23 protein-coding genes, 1 pseudogene and 1 riboswitch are annotated in these 25,281 nt (G+C 69.9%); of the genes and pseudogenes, 14 read left to right on the top strand and 10 right to left on the bottom strand.

Going from position 1 to position 25,281, the window contains the following annotated elements:
• Positions 1-53 precede the first annotated feature (53 nt).
• From JNW87_RS01055 to JNW87_RS01045, 3 genes are all read right to left on the bottom strand, one after another.
• A complete protein-coding gene (locus JNW87_RS01055) occupies positions 54-434 on the bottom strand; it encodes a very short patch repair endonuclease (RefSeq protein WP_255543263.1) in 381 nt (126 codons plus the stop codon).
• Positions 435-1,182: 748 nt separating this feature from the next.
• The gene (locus JNW87_RS01050) at positions 1,183-1,680 is read right to left on the bottom strand and encodes a flavoprotein (RefSeq protein ID WP_238452734.1); all 498 of its coding nucleotides are present in this window, start codon (positions 1,678-1,680) and stop codon (positions 1,183-1,185) included.
• An 11-nt stretch (positions 1,681-1,691) separates the two neighbouring features.
• Positions 1,692-2,930, bottom strand: a complete 1,239-nt coding sequence (locus JNW87_RS01045; protein ID WP_238452733.1) for a helix-turn-helix transcriptional regulator — start codon at positions 2,928-2,930, stop codon at positions 1,692-1,694.
• 250 nt (positions 2,931-3,180) lie between these two features.
• Between JNW87_RS01045 and JNW87_RS01040 the strand changes: the two genes are divergently transcribed.
• Genes JNW87_RS01040 through JNW87_RS01030 form a run of 3 tightly spaced genes read left to right on the top strand, consistent with a single transcriptional unit; the run spans position 3,181 to position 4,807 of the window.
• Positions 3,181-3,402: a hypothetical protein gene (locus JNW87_RS01040; RefSeq protein WP_238452732.1), complete on the top strand. Its 222-nt coding sequence runs from the start codon at positions 3,181-3,183 to the stop codon at positions 3,400-3,402.
• Positions 3,399-4,556, top strand: a complete 1,158-nt coding sequence (locus tag JNW87_RS01035) for an FAD-binding oxidoreductase (RefSeq protein WP_238452731.1) — start codon at positions 3,399-3,401, stop codon at positions 4,554-4,556. The genes JNW87_RS01040 and JNW87_RS01035 overlap by 4 nt, the downstream gene beginning before the upstream one ends.
• Positions 4,553-4,807 carry a DivIVA domain-containing protein gene (locus JNW87_RS01030; RefSeq protein WP_238452730.1) on the top strand — a complete coding sequence of 85 codons (255 nt, stop codon included), beginning with the start codon at positions 4,553-4,555 and terminating at the stop codon, positions 4,805-4,807. The genes JNW87_RS01035 and JNW87_RS01030 overlap by 4 nt, the downstream gene beginning before the upstream one ends.
• A gap of 125 nt (positions 4,808-4,932) precedes the next feature.
• Here the strand turns inward: JNW87_RS01030 and JNW87_RS01025 are convergent, their stop codons facing one another.
• Together JNW87_RS01025 and JNW87_RS01020 are read right to left on the bottom strand one after the other, a co-directional pair.
• Positions 4,933-5,871 (bottom strand): replication-relaxation family protein, encoded by a 939-nt coding sequence (locus tag JNW87_RS01025; protein ID WP_238452729.1) that lies wholly within the window; start codon positions 5,869-5,871, stop codon positions 4,933-4,935.
• Between the two features lie 441 nt (positions 5,872-6,312).
• Positions 6,313-7,014, bottom strand: coding sequence for a DUF2637 domain-containing protein (locus tag JNW87_RS01020; protein WP_238452728.1), 702 nt, complete (start codon positions 7,012-7,014; stop codon positions 6,313-6,315).
• A gap of 852 nt (positions 7,015-7,866) precedes the next feature.
• Between JNW87_RS01020 and JNW87_RS01015 the strand changes: the two genes are divergently transcribed.
• Positions 7,867-9,222 (top strand): hypothetical protein, encoded by a 1,356-nt coding sequence (locus JNW87_RS01015; RefSeq protein WP_238452727.1) that lies wholly within the window; start codon positions 7,867-7,869, stop codon positions 9,220-9,222.
• On the top strand, positions 9,219-10,031 hold the full coding sequence (locus JNW87_RS01010; protein WP_238452726.1) for a hypothetical protein: 813 nt from the start codon (positions 9,219-9,221) through the stop codon (positions 10,029-10,031). The genes JNW87_RS01015 and JNW87_RS01010 overlap by 4 nt, the downstream gene beginning before the upstream one ends.
• Before the next feature lie 21 nt (positions 10,032-10,052).
• Here the strand turns inward: JNW87_RS01010 and JNW87_RS01005 are convergent, their stop codons facing one another.
• Together JNW87_RS01005 and JNW87_RS01000 are read right to left on the bottom strand one after the other, a co-directional pair.
• Positions 10,053-10,538 carry a maleylpyruvate isomerase N-terminal domain-containing protein gene (locus JNW87_RS01005; RefSeq protein ID WP_238452725.1) on the bottom strand — a complete coding sequence of 162 codons (486 nt, stop codon included), beginning with the start codon at positions 10,536-10,538 and terminating at the stop codon, positions 10,053-10,055.
• A gap of 58 nt (positions 10,539-10,596) precedes the next feature.
• Positions 10,597-11,523 (bottom strand): NAD(P)-dependent oxidoreductase, encoded by a 927-nt coding sequence (locus JNW87_RS01000; protein WP_238452724.1) that lies wholly within the window; start codon positions 11,521-11,523, stop codon positions 10,597-10,599.
• Between the two features lie 356 nt (positions 11,524-11,879).
• On the opposite strand from JNW87_RS01000, the gene JNW87_RS00995 reads away from it, so the two are divergent.
• Positions 11,880-12,794 (top strand): DMT family transporter, encoded by a 915-nt coding sequence (locus JNW87_RS00995; protein WP_238452723.1) that lies wholly within the window; start codon positions 11,880-11,882, stop codon positions 12,792-12,794.
• 529 nt (positions 12,795-13,323) lie between these two features.
• Here the strand turns inward: JNW87_RS00995 and JNW87_RS00990 are convergent.
• A pseudogene (locus JNW87_RS00990) lies at positions 13,324-13,872 on the bottom strand (GNAT family N-acetyltransferase); the annotation flags it as partial.
• A 47-nt stretch (positions 13,873-13,919) separates the two neighbouring features.
• Between JNW87_RS00990 and JNW87_RS00985 the strand changes: the two are divergent.
• The 3 genes from JNW87_RS00985 (at position 13,920) to JNW87_RS00975 (ending at position 16,223) form a co-directional block, all read left to right on the top strand.
• On the top strand, positions 13,920-14,507 hold the full coding sequence (locus JNW87_RS00985; RefSeq protein ID WP_238452722.1) for a TetR/AcrR family transcriptional regulator: 588 nt from the start codon (positions 13,920-13,922) through the stop codon (positions 14,505-14,507).
• 190 nt (positions 14,508-14,697) lie between these two features.
• A complete protein-coding gene (locus JNW87_RS00980) occupies positions 14,698-15,201 on the top strand; it encodes a TFIIB-type zinc ribbon-containing protein (protein WP_238452721.1) in 504 nt (167 codons plus the stop codon).
• A 179-nt stretch (positions 15,202-15,380) separates the two neighbouring features.
• The gene (locus tag JNW87_RS00975; RefSeq protein WP_238452720.1) at positions 15,381-16,223 is read left to right on the top strand and encodes an IS5 family transposase; all 843 of its coding nucleotides are present in this window, start codon (positions 15,381-15,383) and stop codon (positions 16,221-16,223) included.
• 23 nt (positions 16,224-16,246) lie between these two features.
• Here the strand turns inward: JNW87_RS00975 and JNW87_RS00970 are convergent, their stop codons facing one another.
• Positions 16,247-16,900: a hypothetical protein gene (locus JNW87_RS00970; RefSeq protein WP_238452719.1), complete on the bottom strand. Its 654-nt coding sequence runs from the start codon at positions 16,898-16,900 to the stop codon at positions 16,247-16,249.
• Between the two features lie 199 nt (positions 16,901-17,099).
• Here JNW87_RS00970 and JNW87_RS00965 point away from each other — a divergent pair, with 199 nt between their 5' ends.
• The 5 genes from JNW87_RS00965 to JNW87_RS00945 all read left to right on the top strand — a co-directional run bounded on the left by JNW87_RS00965 (position 17,100) and on the right by JNW87_RS00945 (position 23,743).
• A complete protein-coding gene (locus JNW87_RS00965) occupies positions 17,100-18,608 on the top strand; it encodes a hypothetical protein (protein ID WP_238452718.1) in 1,509 nt (502 codons plus the stop codon).
• A 373-nt stretch (positions 18,609-18,981) separates the two neighbouring features.
• Positions 18,982-20,583 carry a DHA2 family efflux MFS transporter permease subunit gene (locus tag JNW87_RS00960; RefSeq protein ID WP_238452717.1) on the top strand — a complete coding sequence of 534 codons (1,602 nt, stop codon included), beginning with the start codon at positions 18,982-18,984 and terminating at the stop codon, positions 20,581-20,583.
• Positions 20,584-21,191: 608 nt separating this feature from the next.
• A complete protein-coding gene (locus JNW87_RS00955) occupies positions 21,192-21,896 on the top strand; it encodes a VanZ family protein (RefSeq protein WP_238452716.1) in 705 nt (234 codons plus the stop codon).
• 58 nt (positions 21,897-21,954) lie between these two features.
• The gene (locus tag JNW87_RS00950; RefSeq protein WP_238452715.1) at positions 21,955-22,671 is read left to right on the top strand and encodes a response regulator transcription factor; all 717 of its coding nucleotides are present in this window, start codon (positions 21,955-21,957) and stop codon (positions 22,669-22,671) included.
• Positions 22,664-23,743, top strand: coding sequence for a HAMP domain-containing sensor histidine kinase (locus JNW87_RS00945; protein ID WP_238452714.1), 1,080 nt, complete (start codon positions 22,664-22,666; stop codon positions 23,741-23,743). Before JNW87_RS00950 ends, JNW87_RS00945 begins: the two co-directional genes overlap by 8 nt.
• 191 nt (positions 23,744-23,934) lie before the next feature.
• On the opposite strand, the gene JNW87_RS00940 is transcribed toward JNW87_RS00945, so the two are convergent.
• Positions 23,935-25,071, bottom strand: coding sequence for an NlpC/P60 family protein (locus JNW87_RS00940; RefSeq protein WP_109802843.1), 1,137 nt, complete (start codon positions 25,069-25,071; stop codon positions 23,935-23,937).
• 1 nt (position 25,072) lies between these two features.
• A riboswitch (cyclic di-AMP (ydaO/yuaA leader) is annotated at positions 25,073-25,223 on the bottom strand.
• Positions 25,224-25,281: the final 58 nt, after the last annotated feature.

Raw genomic sequence — 25,281 nt, 5'->3', positions numbered from 1 at the left:
TCCTCGATGACGACCAGGATGCCACAGCCGGTCCAAGATCACGAAACCGACCCTCACATGGCAGGGGTACTCCTCAGCGCGCGCCAGCGCCTCTCCACCTCGTCCGCCACAACCACGGGATCCTCATGTTCCCAGACATGCAGCACGTGCCAGTCGAGCGAGCGCAGATGGGCGTCTTTCTCCCTGTCCCGCTCGACGTTCCGATGCAGTTTCTGGCTCCACCAAGCAGCGTTGTTCTTGGGCATCGTCGAGTGTTGTGGGCACATGTGCCAGAAACAGCCGTCGACAAAGACGGCGAGGCGAACCCTGGTAAACGCGACATCGGGACGCCCTGGCAGGGCAGGATGGTTGACCCGGAACCGCAGTCCCCGTCGATGCAGCTCCCGTCGCAGGAGCATCTCGGGTTTGGTACGTGCACTCGGCATCCGACTCATCTGCGCCGAGACGGCCGGGCTCAATGCCGCTGGTTTCGGGTGCACCTGTGACCCTCCTGTGGAATCACCCCGGCAAGCGCGGCCTGCCTGTTCTTCGAGCCTGCCCAGCCCACGAGCGAGCGGTGAGGCCCAACGGGCCGATCCTGCTCCGAACGTACCTGACCACGCTCGTGGTTTCGCCGATGGGTCCGTAGGCGGCCCGCTCCACGGTGTGGGTCGGCGGCAGACAGTGAGGATGGCGGGACGACGGTTGGAGCTCCGTCTGCCAGATGGGGCGCCTGCCGGACCGCACTCTGGCGGCGGGCCTGGAGGCTGTTGGTCCCTGCCGCTCTGCTCGAAATCTGCTCGGTGAGTCGTGGGCGCTGCCGGGCAGTCTTGGTCAGCGCTGGGCAGTGACGGGCATGGACCCGGCCGGTCGACGATCGCATGCTCCCTGTGTGCTCCGCCGGTCGGCGCAAGGGCAGCCCACACCGGTGGATACGGGAGGGCACTCCTAGGCACTCGTGAGTATCTGCTGGCAGGTAGGCTGGGCACTCGCGCCCTCGTAGCTCAGGGGATAGAGCATCGGTTTCCTAAACCGCTGCGATGGCCGGGTCGCGGGATCAACCCGTACCGCCCCGTCTATCACCAGGGTAGCAGACAGGCTTTGAATACAAACAAGCGAGCATTCTACGAGCACCCACGCCGGTCACTCTCGCCGACAGGCTGAAGCATTCGCCGTTTCGACGACGATCCGGCGTCAATTCGATCAAACAGAAGGCCCAAGTCGAGTGGACGCGTGGAGTCGGTCGCCGATCATTTGCCAGTTGGGATCGCTCGTCATCGACATTGCCTGGACGCCTGCACTCTCCAGTTGTCTCAGGTGTCGGTCGTAGCTCGGGTGGGCGGCAAGCTGAGCCTTGACGTTCGGGAAGGCGTACACCGGGATGTCGGTGCCGAGTGCCTCGTTGAGGATACCGAGCGCGAGCGTGTCGTTGATCCCCAGCGCCCACTTGTTGATCACGTTGAAGGTCGCCGGCACCACGGCAACGACATCCGCCGACGGGTGAAGTTCCGGCTCGCCGGGCATCCGCCACTCCACCCGCACCGGATACCCCGTCTGACGCGCCACAGCCCTCCGATCAATCCACGTCGCTGCTGTCGGCGTAGCGGTCACGCAGACGGCCCACCCGTCTGCGAGCAGCAGTTCAATCAGCTCACCGATCCGCAGCACCGGAGGAGCGGCACAGACCACCAGAGCCAGCACACCCCGTTGAGTCATGCCAGCAGCCCAGCCCGCTCCGCCAGCGGCCGCAGCCCTGGCGTAGGCGCCCGCCGTTCCTTAGCCAGCAGGTCCAGCAGCAGCGCTCGCGCCTGCACATTGGTGTAAACCACCTCGGCGCCCACCCGCTCGGCCTCAAGAAGGTGCAGCACCGAGACTGATCGATCGCCGGAGGACATGAACGCCGCTGCCGCCAAGTCCACGTGTACCTGGGCCCTTCGACCGACCAGCACCGCCGGCAACCGCGACGTGTCGAGCCGCGACCCGATCTCCAGCGCCTGATCCGCATTGCCGGCTCGAACCGCAGCGGAGACCGCGTGGATGACGACATTCGTCGGACCAAACCCGGTCCACAGCCGGTTGCGATCTGAGCCGAGCACCGCCGCCAGGTTTCCGGCCTGCGTAAGGAACTGGCCCGCTTCCTTAGAGCTGCCCTGTCCAGCGGTCATCACGGCAGCCAGCAGTACCAACGCTCCCTGCGCAGACAGCAGGTCCGGGTTATCAACGGCACCGAGGCGGTTAACGCTGGTGAGCACGATCTGTTCGGCGTCGCCCGCTCTCCCAGGCAGCCGCATGAGGCCGCATGCCGCCTGATAGGCGGCCACGGCTGCCAAGGCCTGGTCGTCCGCCAACCGGGCGGCGGTGGAAGCCCGATCGGCGGTCAGCAGGGCGGTGTCACCGTCACCGACCTTGGCTGCCAGCTTCGATGCCGCGATGTAGGCGGCAGCGAGCAGCCGAAAGGCGCTGCTGCGATGCAGTCCGCTGGCGTGGCCAGTCAGGGCTGTCGCCTGGCTGAGCACGTCCGGCAGCAGACGAGCAGCCGACGTGTAGCTCGCCCGCTGGTAGAGGTTGTGTACCCGGCCAACGCCCCGCCGCACGTCGGCAAGTGATGGCATCGGCCCCTCAGGCGCCGTCAGGTAGCTGGTGAGGAACGTGCGTAGGCCGCTCAGAAGTTCCAGCCGTGCAGCGCCGGAGGCGGCACTGCGAGCGTCATCTCCCATGGCCTGCCCTCGATGTGCTGCCACCGACACGTCAACAAGCATGTCGTCGAGCTGTTCGAGCGTAACTCCCAACGCGGAGGCGATCCGGGTTCGATGCCACGGCTGGGGATCTGTTTCGACGTTCTCCCAGCGCACCACGGTCGACCGTTCCACGCCGAGAAGCTCGGCCAGGCGCTCCTGGCTGAACCCGAGGGCCTTGCGTCGCTGACAGAGCCGGTGCCGCTTCAGGGCCACGCCCGATCTCCCTCCGTTCTGCCGCCACTGTAGTAACACCACCGTCGATCCGGCGGGTACGCAGACGCCTCACTTCTGCGTCATTGAGGCTCCTCCGGCGCTGTAGTTTCGGCTCAGCGCGAACACGAGGCTGATCGCATGGCCCGGGGCGGGTGCTGGGCCCCGGCCGCGTCGTTCCCCCGTACGGCGGTGGCCGTCCCCGCCCGCCCCGGCGCCACTCCACGCTCCCCACCGCCGGAGGCGCCCACCGATGTCCGCCGTACTCGCCGACTTTCCCGTGCTCACCCCGGTCACCGACGAGGACCTGGCGCTCGCCGCCCAGGCGGTCCGCGTCCACGCCCCCGAGCCGTGGCCGCAGGGCCAGCTGTGCCGCAGCGAACGCGTCCCGTACCCGTGTCCCCTTGTCCGCTGGGCTCACGCGACGATCCACGCCGCCGGCCTCACGGAGGAGCAGCTCGGGGAGCCGGCGTGACGGAACAGGAGACCCCCGAGGCGGTAGCCCGCTGGCTCAGTCTCGTCGCGGCGGATGCGGAGCTGTCCCCGTACCTGATCGGGGTGGACCGGAACCGGCTGGCGGAGCAGGTGGCAAGAGCATTGGCCACCAACACGGACCTGCCGTATCTCGGCTGGTCGGAGGCCGAGCATCGCCGCGCGGAGAGCTATCTGCGGCGGCGCTCGTTCTGGGAGGAGGTCGAGGACCGCTGCCCGGGTCTGCTGCCCGAGCGGGACGCCCCGCTGATCGAGGCCGCCCTACGCCGGCTCACCGACGGGCCGGACCGCCCCGAAAGGCTGGCGCTGCTGAGCGTCCTGGGCCGCGCGTACCGCCGCTTCGGCCTGCGACCAGAGCATCAGGCGGTCATCGACGATGCGCTACGGACCGCCGTGTCCTGGCAGGAAGTCGAGTCGGCAGCCACAACAGCGGGGGATGGCCCGGCCTGGTGGCCGGTTGAGGTGCTCGACCACGATCTGGCCTGCGACGGGGTTGCCGTCATCACGGTACGGCCGTGGCGGCGGCTGCCCTACCGGCCCGGCCAGGCGGTGCCGGTCTGCACACCGCGCCGGCCCGGCCGGTGGCGCTGGCTGTGCCCCGCGAACGCGCCGCGCCCGGACGGCACCGTCGAGCTGCACGTCCGCGCGGTCCGCGGCGGCGCCGTCTCCACCAGCCTGGTCCATCAGGTATGCCCCGGAGAGCTGCTCCACCTCGGCCCGCCGGCGGACACCGGGCTGAGCCTGCACGGCGAGAATCTGCTGCTGATCGCCGGCGGCACCGGGCTGGCGCCGCTGCGCGCGATCGTCGAGCAGGTCGCCGCCGCACCGGACGGCCGGCGCGTGACGCTGATCGTGGGAAGTCGTGACGTGGCGAGCCTGTACGACGCGATCACCCTCGACAAGCTCCAGCAGCCCCACGACTGGCTGACCGTCGTGCCGGCGTTCTCCCACGACTCCCTTGCCGAGCCGGGGGAGCGGGGCGACGCGTTGACCGTCGCCCTCGACCATCTGCGCGGTGATCAGCAGGTCTACGTGTGCGGTCCGCCGGTGATGCTGGCCGGGTCGCGGTTGCGGCTGCTCGCCGCCGGGGTGCCCGGCGAGCGGATCCACCTGCCGGATCGGATTCCGTGGCGATGACCGTCTACCGCAGCCGGCACGCCCTGCGCGGCCCGCTCACCCCGGACCGGATCGCCGCGCTGCCGTTGCCGTTGACCCGACGAGGGCGGCGCGGCTACCGGGTCGACGAAGTCGATGCCCTGCTGCACCGCCTTGCCTTCGAGCTGCAGCGGCGTATTCGCGAGCGGGACGACGTGCGGGCGGAGAACCAGCGGATCAAGGGTGCGCTACGGGCGTGGCAGTCGGAGCAGCGGACGTACCAAGCTCCGTGATCTCACGGCTGGCTCGCCGCTTGGTCGCAGGTGCCCGCCCGGCTTCCGGTCCTACCGCACCCGCCGCTACGGAATAGACGGTGTGAGCAGCCCGGTCAACCGGGCTGCTCACACCGTCACGGCCATCAGGATGCTGGCCCGTGCGGGCCGGGCGCGGTGCGGGTGAGGAACTCTTGGTCGTGGTGAGTGTCGATGTAGGGCAGGTCGATGAGGCGGCGACGGCCGGCGCCGAGACCAACCAGGTGCCACACCTGCTCGGCGGGGCTGGCGCCGGTGGCGGCGCGTAGGTCGGCGGTGGTGGTGGCGATGAACGCTCGTGGCGTGGCGCCGGTGAGACGGTGGTGCAGGTTCGCCTCACGTCGCGCCGACGGTAGGTGGAACAGCACCGGCCATGCCCAAGTGCTCATCGCATACAAGCGTTCGTACTTGGCGATCTTCTCGGTGAGGATGTCGAGTCGTTCGCGGCCGGTGTCGTATTCGAGGAAGAACGGCACCGAACGATCCTGCTCGGTCCACACCCCGGCGCCGTCCGGGCGGGGGAAGCCGCTCGGTCCGCGGACCATGATCTGCAGGTCCCCGCCTTTGCGGTAGAACACGCCCGGGTCATGGAAAGCGGACGCGGGCTGCCAGCGGTCCAGATGGCTGCTGGCATGGGTGCGGGCGTGGGCGGCCAGGTCGATGAAGACCTGGTTGCCGCCAAGCAGATGGGGCAGGTCCGGACGTGACGTGAGGGATTGTTTGCGGCGCCGTGCCTGGTCCCGGCGTGGCGGGCCGAGTCCGCGCTGGGCGCGGACGTGTTCGTAGCCGAGCTGGTCCAGCAGGTAGTGGTACGGGTAGGAGCCACCGTCAGGTTTGTTGGGTCGGAACCGGTCCACCGTGCGAAGAACGGTGAGGCGGCGTAGCCGGCGTTGAGCGAAATCGAGGGACGGAAACAGGGCGGCGGCGATCTGGTCGGTGGTCAGCAGTCCGTGGTCGTAGAGCCAGCCGAGGAGGCGGTCGTCGCGGGCGGTGATGCTGGCCTGCAGGCGCAGCAGCGGATCCGGTGCCGGTAGTGGTTTACGCATGGGCGGCCCCTGGGGGGACACCCCACACATGAGGGTGTGTCTGGAACCGATCGGGCTCGGTGAGAGCGGGCCTGCCCTGGGCGGTGAGCGAGAACGGGGGGTCGGTTTGGGTGTCAGTATCAAGGCGGACGGTGAAACGGGGATCGACACCGACACCGGCATGGCCGGTCACACCGCTGTAATCGTGGTGTGAGCGGGCGTGTGATGCGGGTCGGTGACAGCGCTGGTCGCGCCGGTGGGGGTCGTTGAGCTGGGTCAGCATGCTCGTCGCTCCTTTAATGATCGGAGTGCGGGTGGAGGGGCAGTAGGTGCACTGGCTGCGGGCGGGGTGGTGTTCGCTCTGACAGGTCGGGTCAGGTTCTGTCAGGAGGCGGGCTTCCTGACAGGCACTGGTCTGACAGGGGCGGCTTGGTCTGACAGAAGTCGCCCGTTGTGGTTCTGTCACGCGGCCTCCTGATGCGACAGGTTCGGCGAGGCCGGGGCCGGTGGGGCGGCCTCGGCGCGTAGGACGCGCACGAGCGCTGAGGCGGTGGCGTTGGACAGGTGGTGCCCGTCCGCGCGTAGTTGCCGGGCTAGTTCCTTGCGGGACAGCGGCGTCCCCTGGGTGGCGAGCGTGTGCGCGGCGGTCCGGGCGGCCGGGACCAGCGCGGTGATCTCGGGGCCCCCGTCACGGACCGGCGGGTCGCTGTCGCGGCGGTCCGGGACCGCCAGGTCCTGGTCCGGGACCGCGGTGGTGGGGTCCTGGACCGTGGCAGTGCCCGTGGGGACCGGCAGCGGCGGTCCGGGGACCGGCTCGCGGGTGTCCGGGACCGCGGCGTCCACGATCAGCGGCGGTCCTGGCTTGCCCGGTGTGGGCCGGGCAGTGTGGTCGGGCGGGGTGGGGTCGGCACCTAGGCGCCGGTTGCGGCGCAATTCCAGACCGGCGGCGATAGAGGCCAGTTCCAGAACGACCGCGTTGGCCCAGGCGAGCCAGCCCGGCTGGCCGTGCGCCGCCGCGACGTCATGGACGTGACGGAACGAGGCTGCGCTGGCCGCGCCGCCGATCAACAGCATGATCAGCACCTGGATCCGATTCTCCACCCGCTCCCGCCCCGACCGCATCTCGTTGGGCAGGTCAGGCGGCCGCTGCTCAAGTGGTGCCAACGGCCCACCACCTGCCGACGCGTCGTCCGGGTAGAGCCTCGAATGGCCTCACCATGGGCCGGCGGACCGAGAAGGCAACCGCCAGCCTGTTTGTATTGATGAGAGTTGAAATCATGTTCGTGGTCCAGCTTCGTTTGTAGGGATTCAAGAGCGACGGCCGTCCAGGTCGCGCCTACCCGCACAGGGCCAGTTCTCCGGCCGGTGCGACGCCTTGCCGGGGAATGCCGGCAAGGCGGACCCCTTGTGCGTGCAGAGGTCGGGCAATACCTCTCTGTGATCGAGCCCGTGAACAATCCAAGCCCCGCGCAGGGGAAGACAGCCGGGCAGCAGGTGGCCGCCACAACCCGTACTGCAGGCTGAGGTCAACGGGCGGAAATCGGGGGCAGACGGCCAAGCCGAGCCACAAGGGGTCGCGACTCTCGCCACCGGCAGCGCTCGACAAGCGCCACAGTGGTGCGACTCAACTCGCCGACGAGTGATCCTTCATGTGGGACCTCCCATCTCTCGATGTCCTCCGCAACGCCAGCGCGAGCAACAGCAGGCACCCCGTCCTGAGAGTGCCTGCGCGCCGCCTTGTGGCCGACCGCGCCAGCCGGCGGTGCGGGAACGTATATCGAGTACGCCCCGGGAACACCCGTGAAGTCAACCCCGATTTCCGTGCGGCTCGGTCACCGAACCTTGACGCCAGTCCGGTGGAGTGCTACCCGCCAGGGCGCCCGCGGCCAGACCAGCGACAGGTGCCCTGGTCCTTTCGTCAGATCACGTCATCGCGCTGCTTCCAAACCCCGCGAGCTCGGTACTAGGGTCTCGTCTGGCCGTCGGTACGGCGGCTGGCCGACACGGGGAGGTGTGATGCGGCGTCGTCAACTGCTGGCGTCCGGAATAACCGCGGCGATCGGGCTCAGCGCCGGGGAGCTACTGAGAGCAGCGCCGGCCGCCGCCGAGACGGCCCCGCTGAAGAGCGTCGGCGTCCAGCTGCCGGTGGACGACCTGCGGGCGATCGAACTCGACGAGGCGCGCGGCCGCCTCTACATCGCCCAGGGGGTCGGCGGCGGGCTGCCGCTGGTGGTGACCGACCTCGACGGCCGGCTGCTGAACCGGGTCACGGCCGTCGCCGACATCTCCGACCTCGTCCTCAGCGACGACGGGCGGATCCTGTACGCGGCCCAGGGCTTCAACCGGATCATTGCGCTGGACGCCGCCACGGTCACCATGATCGCCAGCTACCCCGCGCCCCCCGGCGCCCACTTGTACACGGTCGAACCGACCGGCGAGAAGGTCGTCGGCGGGTTCATCGACGCCGGCATCGGCTCCGGCGGTCTGCTGATCTGGTCCGCGCCCGGCACCCCGCCGGTGGTCTACACCGGGGGCCCCAACTACCACCCGATCATCGACGCCAGCCCCGGCGCGCCCGGTCTCCTCGTCGCCGGCGACACCGACTATTCGCCCGTCACCACGTACGTCATCGACGTCTCCGGTGACAGCCCGACGATCGTCGCCCGGCGGGACAACACCGGCAGCAACCTCATCGACTACGCCGTGAGCCCCGACGGCACCGAGGTGGTGGAGACGGTTGGCCACCCGTACGAGCACCACGCGTACCGGCTGCCGGATCTCGCCGACGCCACCGTCTACCCCAGCAGGGTCTATCCGCAGGACGCCGCCTGGTCCGGGGACGGCTCCACCGTCGCCATCGGCCGCGCCTCGACCGCCTCCGGTGACGCCGACGTCTACCTCTATGCCAAGGGCAGCACGGTCCCGACGTACGCCGTCGACTTCCGCAGCGGCGACAGCCTCTGGGAGGGCACGCTGCTGGTCAACCAGGACGGCACCCGGGCCTGGGCGGTCACCTCGACCGATCCCTACCAGGAAACGCAGCTGCTGCACTCCTTCGGGCCGGCGCACCCGCCGGCGCCGCCGGTTACCGACCTGGCCGTCACCGCCCAGGTCGGGACCGGCAAGGAAAAGGGCACCGCGCAGCTCACGGTGACCTGGAGCTCGCCGATCGGCGACGACAACTACTGGTGGATCACCGCGTCGACCAACGGCGGTGCCGAGCGGGAGTTCTGGCGCGGCAAGCTGGACGCCAGCGGCAGATACACCCTCACCTACTCGCTGCCACGCGGCACCACCACCTTCACGGTCCGGTACCGCGACTACTACCAGTTCTACCCGGACGGCTACGCAACCGCGGTGCTGCAGCGGTGAGCGCACAGATCCGGCGCCGCTGCCCGCTCGTCCGCCGCGGCGCACTGACGCTGCTGCTGCTCGCCACCGGCCTTGCAGGCTGCGCCCGATCCGGTGCCGCCGGAGCCGGCGCCGCCTGGACCACCCCGGCGCCCACCGCCGCAGCGACGGCGAGTGCCGCTGCGGCGACGACAAGTGCGGCGGTGACACCAACGCCGAGCAACCTGTCCGCGAGCGCCTCCCCCACGCCGAAACCGCGCCCGCCGGCGGCAACGCAGGGCGGCTCGGCCGCCGCCCCGCCGGCCCCGGCCGCCAGGGCCACTCCGGCCCCGGAATTCCCCCGCGGCTACACCCTGCTGTCGCAGACGTGCACCCTCCAGGCCGGCCAACAGGTGTACGTCTCGCGCAGCGGCAAGACGAAGGGAAATTTCCGCTTCTGCACCCAACGGCTGCGCAAGAACGACACGGGCAGCTACTACCTCAACCCTTACGTCTTCGTCGAGCCGTTCTTCCTCGACAGCGGCCGATGGCTCCCGGACTCGCGTGAGCCGCTGAGCCTGACCATCACCTGTCGGGTCAGCCACGCCGGCGAACAGGACTACTCCCTCACCGCCACCTCACCGAGCGGGAACGGTCCCGGGCACACCGCGTCCTGCGGTCGGCTGGTGCCGCACGCGGTCACCGCGACGACGGGCAGCGACGCCTACACGATCCGATTCACCGGATACACCTCGGGCGGTCACTACGGCGTGCTCGCCTTCGACACCGAGGTGCACTTCCCGGGCGCCGGCAAGCCGACTCCGGAGCAACAGGTGACCGTACCCCGCTGACGGGTCCCGGCCAGGGGTATGTCACGTCATCACGGATGGCGAAGAAGCCGAGAAACCGGAAGGCCAGCCACCCAGCATGTGCGCGAGCAGATAGCAGCCGAACACCCCCAGCGGCATCGGGCCCATGGGGGTGTCGACGACCTCGGCGGCGGGGCGGGCCCGGGCCGCCTCGAGGAACGCGGCAGCCTGTCCGGCGATCCGCTGCGCGAGGACGGCGGGGGCGCGCTCGCCGTCCTCGCTCAGCGCCTGGGCGTTCGCGGCGGCCAGCCCGGCCTTCGTTCCATCCCCGTGCGTCGCCGGTCTGCCGGCGGCGATCGTCGCCATGAGTTCGTTGGCCATGGCCCGATGTGCCGCCGCCTCGGCGACGGTCCACTCCGCGCCGGGGGTGGGGATGGGGATGTCGGCGTCGGGTAGTGCGCCGATCAGGTCGGCCAGCCGCCCCGCCACGGCAAGGATTTCGCCGGACAGGTCGCCGCGCTCGGTGGGGTCAGCCGTCGTCTGGGCCATGACCGCGAATCTTGACCGATCCCGAACCTCCTGTCCAGGGCGCCCTGACAACGGGCGTTCAGCGGCTCGCCTGCGCCACCAGCGGGATGCCCTCGCGGTAGGTCGGCACCGCCGGAGCCCAGCCCAGCTCGCGCTTGGCCTTGGCGTTGGAGACGCGCATCGAGGTGGTCATCATCGCGTGGACGTACGGGATGGGCCGCAGCATCCAGCTCGGGACCCGCCACGGCCGGCGTGCCCCGAACTCGGCCGCGAACGTGTCCAGGTAGTCCCCCCAGCGCACCGGCTCGTCGTCGACGATGTTGTACGCCTGTCCGGCGCGCCCCTTCTCCATGGCGGCCACGGTCGCCGCGGCGGCGTCCTCCAGGTAGATGAAGTTGGCGAAGCCGCCGGACGAGGGCACCGGCAACCGGCGCTTGCGCAGCAGGTTGACGATCATGCTGGTCATGCTGTCCTGCCCGTAGAAGAATCCGTAGCGCAGCGCGATGCCCTCCATCTCGTCGGCGGAGAACACCTGCTCCTCGGTGGAGCGGATGGCCGCGACGGCCTCTCCGAGCTTGCCGCTCACGGGTTCGGCGAACGGGTCGTCCTCGGTGATCACGTGCGGGCCGTGGTCGTGGTAGCCGTACCCGAGCGCGATCGACTGGGTGAGGAAGCGGTGGGCGCCGACCGCCCGGGCGGCCGCGAGGAGGTTGGCGGTTCCGGTGGTACGCAGGCTGTTCGTGCCCTGAAGCGCCGCCCGCATGTTCGTGGTGCCCAACGCGGTCAACTGGTGCATGACCGCGTCGGCCCGCACGCCCCGTACGGCGGCGAGCAGGTTCTCGCGGTCCAGCACGTCGGCCACCACGGCCTCGGCGCCGGCGCTGCGCAGCCGCTCGGCGTTGGACTGGCTGCGGCTGATGCCGACGACCTGGTGGCCGGCGGCGACGAGTTGGTGGGTGAGGGGCGTACCGATGGCGCCCGAGGCGCCGGCGAGCAGAACTCTCATGGCTTCGGTCCCTTCCTGTAGGTCTCTCCCTTGTGGACGGGGTACTGGTCGGACGTGTGATGACCCGGCGGTGTGTCGTCTCGCACAGCGGGCGGCATCGGTAGAAGTGTCGCACCGGTTCGGGGACCTGAGAATGCGTCGGCTCGCGAAACGGGTTCGTGCCGTGCGGCGGCCGTGAATAGGATCGGAACATGGCCCGGACCTTCGACATCATCAGCCCGCCGCGCTCCTGAGCGGGGCGCCTCTGCTCATCGTGTCCAGCCGGTGTCGGCTGGACGCGCGGTCCGTGCAGCGCTGAGTCCGGTACGCCCCGCTTCCGCGACCCCCATTCCTCTCGTCGCAGGAGCCATTTCCTCATGCTTGTCTCCGAACGACCGGTGGCTGCCGCCCGACGCCCCGTCACCGGCCTGTGGTCGCTTGTCCTCGCCGGCGTGCTGTGGGGCACCGGTGGCCCCACCGGCAGCCTCCTTGCCCACGAAACGGGGCTGTCACCGCTGGCTGTGGCCGCCTACCGGCTCGCCGCCGGCGGCATACTCGTCTTGATCTGGCTCTGTCTGACCCGGCAGCCGCTGCCACGCGGCCGGCACGCCTGGGCCCGGCTGGTCGTGAACGGACTGCTCGCCGCTGTTTTCCAGGCCTGCTTCTTCGCCGCGGTGTCAGTGACCAACGTCAGCCTCGCCACCCTGCTCACCATCGGCGCCTCACCAGCCCTGGTCCTGTCCGCTGAACGGATCACCAGACGGCGGCGGGTCGGCGCGTCGATGCTCGCCACGGTGGCGCTGGCCGTCAGCGGTCTGGCCCTGCTCGTCGGTACGCCGGCCAGCGGTATCACCACCAAGGATGCGCTCACCGGAGCCGGACTCGCGTTGCTCTCGGCAGCCGGCTTCGCCACCATCACCTTCATCGGCACCCGGCCCGTCGCCGGCCTCGACGATCTCACCGGGACCGGCGTGAGCTTCGCGATCGGCGCGGCCGTGCTCGCCCCTGCGGCCACGGTGACATCCGGCATGGATTTCGTCCCGACCCCGGCGGCCGTGGGACTGCTGCTCCTACTGGGCATCGCACCCACCGCGATGGCGTACGCCCTCTACTTCCGGGGCCTGCGCACCACTCCGGCCAGTACGGCAGCGCTGATCGCGCTCCTGGAACCACTCGTCGCCACACTCCTGGCCACGCTGTTCCTAGGCGATCGCCTCAGCTCGACCGGGGTCGTCGGCGCCGGGCTGATCACCATCGCCATCGTGCTGAACACGCGCAGCACGCCCCACTGACCAGCGGGGCCCGGCCAGGACCAATCGGACCTGCCCGGGCCCCGGGTCTCCGGGACGTCGGCGCTTCGACCAGGAGCAGCGATCGTTAGGCGGGCTCGTCGTCCCAGGCCAGCGAGCTCATCTTCCAGCCCGACGGGGTCTTGACGAACTGGGTCGTCTTCCTGCCCCGGCCCTCGAACCACTCGCCCTTGAGGTAGCCCGACTTGCGGTACTCGCTGAACCGGTGGGCGATCGAGCCGTAGATCTCGGTGGTCTCCGAGGTCTCCCATTCCCGGAACTCGGTCAGCGTCCCGTCGGTGAGGATCTTCTCGCGAGGTTCGACGAACTGGCGCAGATCGTAGATCACCGAGGTCGCGCCGACGTTGCTGATGATCATCCCTTCGGGGATGAACACCTCTTCGATCGCCTCGACGTTCGGCCTGGTGCCGCCCGGGTTGGCGAAGGCGCCCAGGAAGGTGGCCATCAGGCCGTCGAGTTCGGCCTTCACCTCAGCAGACATGACGCTGGGCGCGAGGCCCGGGCGGCCGGTGCGGCGGGCCCGCCACTCGTCGGCCAGCACGGACCAGATCTCGAGATCAACCCGTCCGCCCTCGCCGTCCGGGTAGACCTGACGCAGCGTTCCGTCGTGGCTCAATCCCAGCCTCTGCGCGACGGCGATGCTGCGCGCGTTGCGCGACTTGGTGCGCCACTCGACGCGAGCGATGCCGCGTTCCTCGACGGCCCAGTCGATGATTTGTTCTGCGGCGCGGGTGATCAGGCCGTGGCCCTGTGCGCCGGGCTCCAGCCAGCAGCCCGCTTCGCAGACGCCCAGCGCGGTGTCGAAGGAGACGAACATGACGCCGCCGACCAGGCGGCCGTCCAGCCAGATGCCCCAGATGCCGCCGCTGTCCTGAGCCCGCTTGTCCGCGTAACGCCGCAGTACCGCGCGAGCCTCGTCGACATCGCGGGCGACGAACGCAGGTGAGACCCACGGCGCGATGTGCTCGCGCGCCCGGTCCAGGTGGGCCAGGAACTCCTCGGCGTGCCACGACTCGAGCGGGCGCAGCATGACCGAGGGGGCGAGGGGCAGCGCGATCATCACAACCTCCGTACATAACAAACGTTTGGCATGTACGCTAACAGGCCATGACCCCTGCACGCACCGACCATGACTCCCGCCGCCAGGACGTCTCGGAGGCGGTCTGGCAGGTCCTGGCCGAGCACGGCTTCGGCGGCCTCACCATGCGCGCCGTTGCGGCGGCCCTGGGCTCCTCGACCGGACTGGTCACCCACTACTTCGCGGGCAAGCGCGAGCTGATCGCCCACGCCCTCGACATCCTCGAGGTACGCACGGCGCAGCGCCCCCGGCAGGCCGCTCCCGCACCCGGACTGGCGGCGCTGCGCACGCAGATGCTCAACATCCTCCCGCTGACCCCGGATGCAGCGGCGATGAACCGGATCTGGGTCGGCTCCTGGGACGTCGCCCTGTCCGCCCCCGACCTGTTTGCCGCCCAGACCCTTCGCTACGAACGCATTCGGGCAGGGCTGCGTACCTCTATCGAGGACGCCCAACGGCTGGGCGAGCTTCCCGACGGTGACTCAGGCCGGCTCGCGACGACCGTGCTGGCGTTCACCCACGGCCTGGTGGTTCAGGCGCTTTTCGACCCCGACCGGCTGCCGGCCGCCACGCAGACCCGACTCGTCGATGACTTCCTCGCCGCGCTCACCCGCTGAACCGCGACGCCCTAGCACCGAAAATTGACGCGGAACGAGGCCAGGCCCCGGGGGACGGGATCGCCAGGGGCAGGCGGTCAGGTCCAGGCGGCCGGATCGGCGCGATCGTCCACAGCGGCCGCTGCGCGGGCGTAGGGTCGGTGCCGTGGTAGGGGCGGGGCGTCGATACCGCTACGTCGGCCCGGCGGACGTGCAGGCGTCGGTCGCCGACGCTCCCGAGGGCTGGCCCATCCGATCACCGGTCGATCTCGACACCTACCTGGCGGCCGCAGATCCGCGTGACCGTGACGAGCCGTTCACCTATGTCATCGACCTTGGCGGTACGTTGCGGCTCGCGCCGAGACGCAGCGAGCACGTCGCCTGCGCCGGCGGTGGGGAGGTCCTCGGAGCGGGGAAGATCGCCTTCGCTGGCGAGCGGGGCGGCTGGGCCGTGACCGAGGTGGGCAATCAGTCCACCGGCTACTGCCCCGATCCCACCTCATGGGCACCGGTGGCGGGCGCCCTTGACCGGGCGGGTATCGGCCGCCCGGAAGGCTTCACCGCGGCCGTCGTCTTCCGGCGCTGTCTTGACTGCGGCGAGCGCAACCTCGTCCGCGACGACGACTACATCTGCGCGCTCTGCGGTGCTGAGCTGCCGGAGGATGTGGAACCTCGGCTGGCGGCCCAGCCGTCGACCGACCAGCGTTCGCGCTGACCGAGCCGGCGAGGGGGCAACACTCCGCGAGGTAGCGCCGTCGTCCCGAGGCGTTTCAGTCCAGTCTGGGGCGGCTTAGAGGTCGCGCAAATAGGTTGGCGGGGCACGGGCGGGTAGGAGACGGGCACAGGCATCAGTGATCATGAAGGTTCCTACGCCTAGTGATCACTGGAACGCCTGTGCCCGCTGTCCCATCATGGCTGAGCGACCCCTTGTGGGACCAGTTCGCCGCGCTGCTGCCCGCACGACCCGCCACCGCCGCGACTCACCCGCTGGGCTGTCACCGTCGGCGCATCGCCGACCGGGTCGTGTTCGACAAACTCCTGCAAGTACTGCGGTTCGGCTGCTCCTACGAAGCCATCGCCGACTCGACCTGCTCGGCCACCACGATCCGCAACCGCCGCGACGAGTGGATCCGCCTGGGCGTGTTCACCCAGCTCAGGAAGATCACACTCGACGCCTACGACCGCATCGTCGGACTCCTGCTCGACGACCTCGCCATCGACGGGTGCATCACCAAAGCGCCCGGCGGCGGCGAGATCGCCGGGCGATCACCGGTCGACCGCGGCAAGCAGGGCATGAAACGCTCACTGATGGTCGAGGCCCGCGGCATCCCCCTCGGACGCGTCCTGGCCGGCGCCAACCGCCACGACTCCCCACTGCTCAAACCCACCCTGGAACAACTCGACGGCCCCGGCCCGCTACCCGACGACATCACCGTCCACCTGGACGTCGGCTACGACTCGGCCACCAGCCGCGACCTACTCACCGAACGCGGCCTGACCGGCGAGATCGCCCGCAAGGGCGTCAAAGCCCCTATCCAGGCCACCCAGCGGTGGCACGTCGAACGCACGAACGCCTGGCACAACGCCTTCAACCGGCTCCAACGCTGCTACGAACGCAAGGAGTCAGTCGTCCACGCCTACTTCGACCTCGCCGACGCGATCATCACTATACGTAGCCTCATCCGGCAGGCCTGGATCTCGCACCGGTGGGACACCCGCCCCACCCGCCGACCATGAAACCCACCTATCTGCGCGCCCTCTTAACGACTGCGGTTGTGCCCGGCGAGCAGCCATCCGGCGACCGCGGCAACCACCGGCAGCCCGACGGTTGTCGCGGCCAGGTGCGCGACCGGTACGCCGGTGAGCGCGCCGAGGTCCCGGTGCAGGACGCTGACCAACCCGAGGTACGCGCCGGCCAGGCCGAGGATGGCGCCGAGCAGCGCGAGTGCCCCGGCAGTCGTGGCCGTCAGTGTGCGCCGTACGCGCCTCGGTGCGCCGGTCGCGGCCAGGGTGCGGAGGCCGCCCGCCGTCTCGCCTCGGATGAGGCCGACGGTCATGGCCAGGATGCCGAGGGCGAGCAGCGCACCGGCGGCGACCGCCCCGGTCCGCAACGTCCCGAGCGAGGCCCGCTCCCTGCGGGACTCGACGGTGAGGCCGGCGCTCGCGGCGAGGTTCTGCGCCGTTGCCAGCTCCTGCTGGGTGAGTGGATGCACGTCGGTGTCGGCCGCGACCGCCGCAGGGTCGAGTCGGTAGAGCCGGAGCAGTTCCGGGGTGGCCACGTAGAGGGGGTACGACGTCGACGCCTGGCCGTCGGCAACCGGCGTGCCGATCTCGACGGCTGGATGACCGGGTTGGCCGCCGGGCTGGCCCGGGTCGGTGTACGAGGCGACCCCCGCCCTGTCGAGTGGGGTCACAGTAGCCGTGCCGAGGTTGCCGGCGATCGCGTCGATCTGGGTCTGCAGGCTGGCGAGTTGCGTCGGAGTCCGTACCGGTGCGGCCCGGGCTGTTCGGGGTGAACACGCGGTACCCGTTGACGGCGGACGGCCAGGTGGTCGTACCTTCCGGCTCCGGCATGACCCGCTCCAGCCGCCTCTGCCGGTAGTGTCGGCCGTCATGCGGATGGTCTACACCTCGGCACCGGACCAGATCTTCATCTCCGCCCGCGACCGGCTGGTGCGGCGGTTCGACCGTTGGGCGCGGCGGCACCGCCGGCCGGTCGACGCGTTCGTCCTCGAGTCGCTGCTCGACCACCGCTGGGCCGACGGCGACGGCCTGCTCGGGCGGTGGCAACCCGAGGACCTGGAAGACGCGCTGCTCGACTGGTTTCCCCGCCAGGTGACGTTGCCGCCGGAGCAGTGGGCCGCCGTCACGCCGACCGTACGCGCCTTCGTCGACTTCCTCTTCGACCAGGACCTCGCCGACCGGCGCTGCGCCGACCGGCACCTGCTGCACGTCGCCCTGGACAAGCTTGCCGCGCCGTTCGCCGACGGGATGGCGGACCAGAGTCGGTACGGGCTCGCGAAGTTCTGGACCGGCCGGATGCTGCACGAGGGCGTCGACCCAAGCGATCAGGCGGCCGCCGAGCGGTTCATCGCGGACCTGCACGCCGGCCGCATCGCCGTCGACGAGGACCTGCTCAACCAGGTGCTGGCCAACCACCTGCTCGGCGCGGATCCCGACCGGCACCCGCCGCTGCCGCTGGTGGCCGTGCCCGACGACGACACCCTCCGCGGGCTGGCCGCCGAGTCCGTTGTCGTACGCCGACTGCCGGAACTTGTGCGGTGGCTCGGTGACGGGCGGATCCTCACCACCACCGGCCGGCTGCGGCTGGCCGACGCGCGGGAACTCGTCGCCCTGCTGGAAACCGGCGACGTCCTCGACGCGGTGATCGGCGACCGGGTCTTCAAGACCCGCAGCAGCGACGAGCTGTACGGGCTCACCGTACTGGTCGCCTGGGCCCGGGCGGCCCGCGTCATACGGGTGGTGAAGGGGCGGCTCGTGCCGGTCAAGAGCGCGGCGAAGGTGCTGGGGGACCCGCTCGCGCTGGCCAGGCGGGCGTTCACCGCACTGTTCGAGCTCGGCGAGGCGGTCTGCGGCGCAGGGTGGGCCGAGTCGGTTCTGCGGTGGCGGTTCGACGACGCAGTGTTCGCCGTGACCATGGCCCTGTTCATCGCGCCGGAACCTCTCGAGAATGACGAGCTGAGGCGGCTCGCCTACCAGGCCGCGTGCGACGGACTGGGGCTCGGCCCCGGCAGCGAGGAGCAGGAGCGGGGCTGGCGCCAGCTCGCCGACAACGACACCGACCGCCTGCTCGACCAGCTGGCCAGGCTCGGCGCGATCGAGAAGGGCGAAGCTGTTGTCGCACCGACCCCCTTGGGTGTCGGCCTGCTCGCCGGGCACCTGCGTGAGCAGGACGTCACCGTGCCGACCATCGACCAGCTGACGGATGAGACCGCAGAGGTGGTGGTCGCCACCGCCACCGGCAGCCCGGCGGAAACCGCCGCCGCCCTCATGCACGCCTGGCGCGCCCGCAACCCCGCCACCGCATCGTCCGAGTTGCGTGCACTGGCCGAGCGCACCGACGACCCCGAACATCGCAGGCTCGCCCAGGCGTACGCCTGAACCGGCCAGGGCAGGCCGCCACCAACGCGGGGAACGCGATCATGCGGCCACGCCTTGCGGAGCCCCGGTGAGGCCGTGTCAGGTCGGCGCGTCCGGGGTCCCGGGTGGGTAGCCGCTGACCGGGTCGGTGGTGAATGCGCCGGCGGGTCACGTCCTCGCCGCCCTTGCCGTTGTCGTCATGCTCGCCACCGGGCCGGCCGTAATCGTCCTCACAAGTCGAGGCGCTGGGAGCTAATCCAAGCGCGGAGTGTCGGTGGCGGCGGCTAATCTGCCTGCGAGCGTCACCCCTCCGCACGTCGCGCCCGCCCATCGGCCGGCGCCGCGCCGCCACCACCGCTCACCCGTTCGGTCAGATCCGACTTCAGGAGACTTCGTGACACAGCAAGCTGTCGCGGCACCGCAGCCTGTCCCGACATCGGACAAGCTCGACGCCGCGGTTCTCAAGGTGGCCGGCGTCGTCGTGCTCGGTGCGATCATGTCGATCCTCGACGTGACGGTGGTCAGCGTCGCGCTGCCGACGTTCCAGAGCGAGTTCGACGCGTCCTACGCCCGCGTCGCATGGACGATGACCGGCTACACGCTCGCGCTGGCCACGGTGATCCCGCTCAGCGGGTGGGCCGCCGACCGGTTCGGCACCAAACGCCTCTACATGGTCGCCCTGGCGCTGTTCACGATCGGGTCCGTGCTGTGCGCCACCGCCGACACCATCGGGGAGTTGATCGCGTACCGCGTGCTGCAGGGCCTCGGCGGCGGCATGCTCATGCCGATCGGCATGACGATCATGACCCGGGCGGCCGGGCCGCACCGGATCGGCCGGTTGATGGCCGTCCTCGGCATCCCGATGCTGCTCGGCCCGATCGGCGGCCCGATCCTCGGCGGCTGGCTGATCGACGTGGCGAGCTGGCACTGGATCTTCCTGATCAACCTGCCGATCGGCGCCATCGCGCTGATCTACGCGCAGCTGGCCCTGCCGAAGGACAGCCCCCAGCCGTCGGAGTCGTTCGACTTCCTCGGCATGCTGATGCTTTCGCCGGGGCTCGCCCTGTTCCTCTACGGCGTCTCCTCGCTGCCCGAGGCCGGCACGTTCGCCGACCCCGAGGTGTGGGTCCCCATGCTGATCGGCGCCGCGCTGGTGGTGGCGTTCGTCCTCTACTCCTTCAAGCCGCGGCACCCGCTGCTCGACCTGCGGCTGTTCCGCAACCGCAGCCTGACCATCGCGGCGGTGACCATGTTCGTCTTCATCATCGCGTTCATGGGCGCCGGCCTGCTGTTCCCGAGCTACTTCCTGCAGGTGCGCGGCGAGTCGACGCTGGCCGCCGGCCTGCTGATGGCGCCACAGGGCATCGGCGCGATGATCACCATGCCGATCGCCGGGACGCTGGCCGACCGGGTGCCCATCGGCCGTACGGTGCCGTTCGCGCTGGCGCTCATCGTCCTCGGGTTCTTCGCCTTCACCCAGGTCGACCCGAACACCTCGTACGTGCTGCTCTGCGGCTCGCTGTTCGTGATGGGTCTGGGCATGGGCGGCACGATGATGCCGATCATGACGTCTGCGCTGAAGACCCTGCACGCGCAGGAGGTCGCCCGCGGCTCCACGCTGGTGAACATCCTCCAGCAGATCGGCGGCTCCGTCGGCGCCGCGGTGATGTCGGTGATCCTCACCAACGAGCTGAACGGCTCCCAGCCGATCCCCGGTGTGACCGACCCGAGCGGCAAGCCGATCACCGAGGCCGGGCTGGCCATCGCCGCCCAGCAGCGGCCGGAACTGACCCAGCAGTTCCCGGTCGACCCGTCGCTCATCGAGCGCGGGCTCGACTTCGCCGCCAGCTCCTTCGGCACGACGTTCTGGGTGGCGTTCGCGCTGGTGCTGCTGACGTTCATCCCGGCCGCGTTCCTGCCCCGCCGGCGTGAGCGGTCGTACCTGCTCGACGACCAGCCGGGGGAGCAGGGGAAGACGCCCGTCGTCGTCCACTGAGTTGACCGTCGGGGCCGTCGGGTACGTCCCGGCGGTCCCGCTTCGGGCGGAGGAGCGCACCGCACACGAACGGTGTGCGCCGAGACCCACGTCGGCGCTACCGTCACCTGACTACGGCGGAAGCGTCAGCGGTGTCCGGTGGCTCGTGTAGGTTCTCACACCCGATGTCGCGGGTGGGGTGTACTTGGCAGCGCCATCATGTCGGTTTCTCAGGTTGCTGTCGGCGCTGCTGTCTCAAGATCATGGCGCTTTCCGCAGCGGGTTGTTGAGCGGCGTCGACGGGACGGAAGTCCGCCGATGCCGCGGTGTGCGAGGCCGAACGGCGCCCGAAGTCGGTTCGCGACGAGCTGCTGGTGCGCTGCCGGACGGAGCGGATCGAGCCGCCGGTGGCCGGGCGGATCGACCGGATCGTGCGCTCCCGCGCTGCACCGGGTCGAGCAAGCGCTGACCGTCCGGGTCGTGGACCGGTTGCCCGTCGATGTCGACAGCCGGCTGCGGGCTCTGGTCGCGGCAGAGGTGCCGGGCGACGACGCCGGGGATTCCGTGTATCGCGGACTTATCCAAAATCGCATACGCCACCGCAACGGCCCTCCGTTTCCAATGGGAACATGAACCACAGCGCATCCCTGTCAGCACCGCCTCGCCGCACGCGCAGGATCGTGCTTGTCAGCTTGGCGATCCTGGGCGTGGCGAGCGTGGCGTTCGCCGTGCGGCGGCCGCTCATGATGTCCGCTCCGAGGTGCATGGCCGGGCGGTGGCACGGCTGCTTCGATACGTTCAACGGTGTGCTGCTCATGATGCTGGTCGCGGTGCCGTTGGCCGCTCTGGTGGTATGGGCTCTGGCGCGCCGTCGGCGTGCCGCTGGCGTCACATCGGCGTGGCGGATGTCGCTGGCCGAGGTGGGCATGGTCCACGGGACGGTGCCGTTCGTGTGGATGACCATGATGCCGGGCCTTGGGGCCGGCATCGTCCCCGGCCGGGTGAGTCTGGTCCCGCTGCGGGACCTGGTCACGATGGGGCCGGTCGGGATCGTCGGCAACCTGCTGATCTTCGCGGCGCTGGGGTTCTTCGCTCCGATGCGGTTCGCGGCGCTGGCGTCCGTGCCGCGGATCCTGGCGTTCGGGGCAGGCTGTTCGGTCCTGGTCGAAACCGCGCAGTACGTCCTGCGGCTGGACCGGGTGTCCTCCGTGGATGACGTACTGGTCAACGCCGCCGGCGCCGTGCTGGCCGCGCTGGCGTCGCGCCACTGGTGGCGCACTACGGCGGAGGTGCCGTCGGACCAGCCTCGCCCCGCGCCGGCATCGGCAGGCTGAGGCGCGTGTCCGGTATGCACCCGTCGGCGATAGTTTGTGCTGACAATAGGCTTCAGGCATGCGCGTACTGATCGTGGAGGACGAGCCCTACCTGGCCGAAGCGGTTCGTGACGGTCTGCGGCTGGAGGCGATTGCCGCCGACATCGCCGGCGACGGCGACTGCGCCCTGGAACTGCTCAGCGTCAACTCCTACGACCTCGCGGTCCTCGACCGCGACATCCCCGGCCCCTCCGGCGACGAGGTCGCCCGGCGCATCGTCGCCTCCGGCAGCGGCATCCCGATCCTCATGCTCACCGCTGCCGACCGGATCGACGACAAGGCTTCCGGGTTCGAGCTCGGCGCCGACGACTACCTCACCAAACCGTTCGAGCTGCGGGAGCTCGTCCTGCGGCTGAGGGCGCTCGACCGCAGACGCGCGTACGCCCGGCCCCCGGTCCGCGAGATCGCGGGCCTGCGGCTCGACCCCTTCCGTCGGGAGGTCTTCCGCGACGGACGCTACGTCGCGCTCACCCGCAAACAGTTCGCCGTGCTGGAAGTCCTCGTCGCCGCCGAGGGCGGGGTCGTCAGCGCCGAGGAGCTGCTGGAACGGGCCTGGGACGAGAACGCCAACCCCCTCACCAACGCCGTGCGCATCACCGTCTCCGCACTGCGCAAACGGCTCGGCGAACCATGGATCATCGCCACCGTTCCCGGCGTCGGCTACCGGATCGACACGGGTATGAACACGATCGCCCCTGGCAGGGACACCACCGCCCCCGGCAGTACGCATGCATAGACGCCCAGGGCTCAGCGCCCGACTGAAACTCACCCTCAGCTACGCCGGGTTCCTCGCCGTCGCCGGCGCCCTCCTGCTGGCCGTGGTGTGGGGGTTCCTGCTGCGCTACGTACCCGACACCTCCCAGGGCCTTCTCGGGATCTCGCCCAACCGCTACCTCCTTGTGCACACCTTCGCCCCCGCCGCGGCCGTAGCGATGGTCTTCCTGCTCATGTTCGGGCTCGTCGGGGGATGGACCCTCGCCGGCCGGATGCTCGCACCACTCACACAGATCACGGATGCGGCACGGATGGCCGGGAGGGGGTCGCTGTCCCACCGGATCCGTATGAAGGGCCGCCAGGACGAATTCCGTGAACTCTCCGACGCGTTCGACTCGATGCTCGAACAACTCGAGTCCCACGTCGCCGAGAAGCAGAGGTTCGCCGCGAACGCCTCCCACGAACTGCGCACCCCGCTGGCGATCTCGCGGACGCTCCTGGACGTCGCCCGCCAGGACCCCACGCGAGTCCGGGGCGAACTCATCGAACGCCTGCACGTCGTCAACAAGCGGGCGATCGACCTCACCGAGGCCCTCCTGCTGCTCAGCCGCGGCGACCGCGGAAACTTCACCCGCGAGAGCGTCGACCTCTCCCTCATCGCCGAAGAAGCCGCCGAAACGCTGCTTCCCCTCGCCGAACAGCGCCGGATCACGCTGGACGTCACCGGCGGGGCGGCCCAGACCAGCGGCTCCGCCGAGCTCCTGTTGCGGATGGTGACCAACCTCGTCCAGAACGCCGTCGTCCACAACCTCCCCGCTGACGGCACCGTGACGGTCCACACCGAGGCGCACGGCGACACGAGCGTGCTGCAGGTCGAGAACACGGGTCGTCGGCTCCCACCAGAACTGATACCGACCCTCACCGAACCCTTCCAGCGCGGAACGGAACGCGTACACACCGACGAACACGCCGGCGTCGGCCTCGGCCTGGCCATCGTGCACAGCATCGTCCGCGCCCACGACGGGACCCTCGACCTCGTCCCCAGCCCCGTCGGCGGTCTCCTCGTCACGGTCCGGCTGCCCGGCACGCCGTAGGCATCGTCCCCGAGCGGGGCCCCGTTCAGCCTGGCGCCGTTCTTGGCGATCAGGCCGGGCGCCAGCACCGACCTCCAGAGTGACGCCCCGGAGCCGGAGCACCGCCAGCGGGCTCGTTGCCCACATCCGCGGCGGCATGATCTTGAGAAAGCGTCATCGAGGTTGAGAACCTACAGCTCGGGACCGGACGGTCAGCCGGGGCGGCGAGCACCGCTGTACGGCATATCCGCCAGCTGGGCCATTCGGACCACGTCCCCGGTATGCGGGGCGTGGACGATCAGTCCGTTGCCGACGTAGATGCCCACGTGATGGTGATCGGAGTAGAAGAAGACGAGGTCACCCGTGCGAAGGTTTGCTCTGCTCACCGCCACACCTGCGGTCCATTGAGAACCTGTGTAATGGGTCAGCTGCACCCCGGCGGAGGCCCACGCGTACTGGGTCAGGCCGGAGCAGTCGAACGAGTCGGGACCGTCGGCCGCCCACACGTACGGCTCGCCGATCTGATTGCACGCGGTTTTCGCCGCGACGCCGCCGCTTCCCGTGATGGGGACGGCGGGACACTTCCCACCGATGAACAGCGAACTGGTCGACGTGATGGGTGAGCTGCTGCTCGCGGTGGCGGCTGTCTGCGCGGCGGCTGCGGCTCTGGCCGCCGCGGCGTCCGCGGCCGCCTTGGCCGTTGCGGTCGCCTCCGCGGCGGCGACCTGTCTGTGTAGCGCATCCAGCCGCTTGATCTCGGCGTCGATGGCCTTCTTGCGAGCCGCCAGCTGGGCCTGCTGGCGCTGCTGTATCGCGATCAGCGCGTCAACCTTCTCCTTGTCGGCGTCGTAGCTCGCCTGCTGGGCCGACAGCCGGGTGATCTGTCGCTGCTCCGAATTTGCCACCTGATTCACGAGCGCGAGCTGATCCCCCAACGCGATCGGCGGCGAGCCGCGGGACAGCAGGGCGTTGAATGTGGAAAGCGATTTTTCCTGCTTGTAGTACCCCGTCACAATCTCCTGGACCCGGGTCCTGCTGATCTCCACCGACTTGCCGAGCGGCTCGATCCTCCGGCTCAGTTCGGCCGACCTCCGCTGGTCCACGGCCAGTTCCGACCGGACCTTGTTGTACTGCTCGATGACGGGTTCGAGCTTTTGCCACGCCGCATCGATCTGCTGCTGCACATCGGCGGCCGACGGTGCGGCGTGGGCGGGGGCCGCTGGCCCGACGGCCACCATGGCCGCCGCCGCGACGGCGAGGATTCTGGTGAACAGACGCGATCCGGCGGGCCGGGTGCGCACGGGTGGCAACGGCTTCGGCTCCTTCCACTCGAGGCCGACGCACCCCACGTGCACCGACCTCGACCGCCTGCCGGGTTAGCTGACGGGTTCGGGCGTGGAAGGCGCCCTACCGCTGATGCGGATTCACCCCGAAACCTGCGGTGGTTCCCCGGCTCGCCTGGCGACGCCAGTGACGTCCAGCGACTCGGCGGTGGCCGTCCCGGGGCACTCCAGGTGGAGACCGACATCCGGAACGGACGCTGACCAACATTAGTGAGG

Origin of the sequence: Micromonospora sp. ATA51 (assembly GCF_016802855.1) — a bacterium.
Taxonomy (GTDB): Bacteria; Actinomycetota; Actinomycetes; order Mycobacteriales; family Micromonosporaceae; genus Micromonospora; species Micromonospora sicca.
The sequence above is the reverse complement of the archived record's forward strand: the minus strand, read 5'-3'. Positions and strand labels throughout refer to the sequence as shown.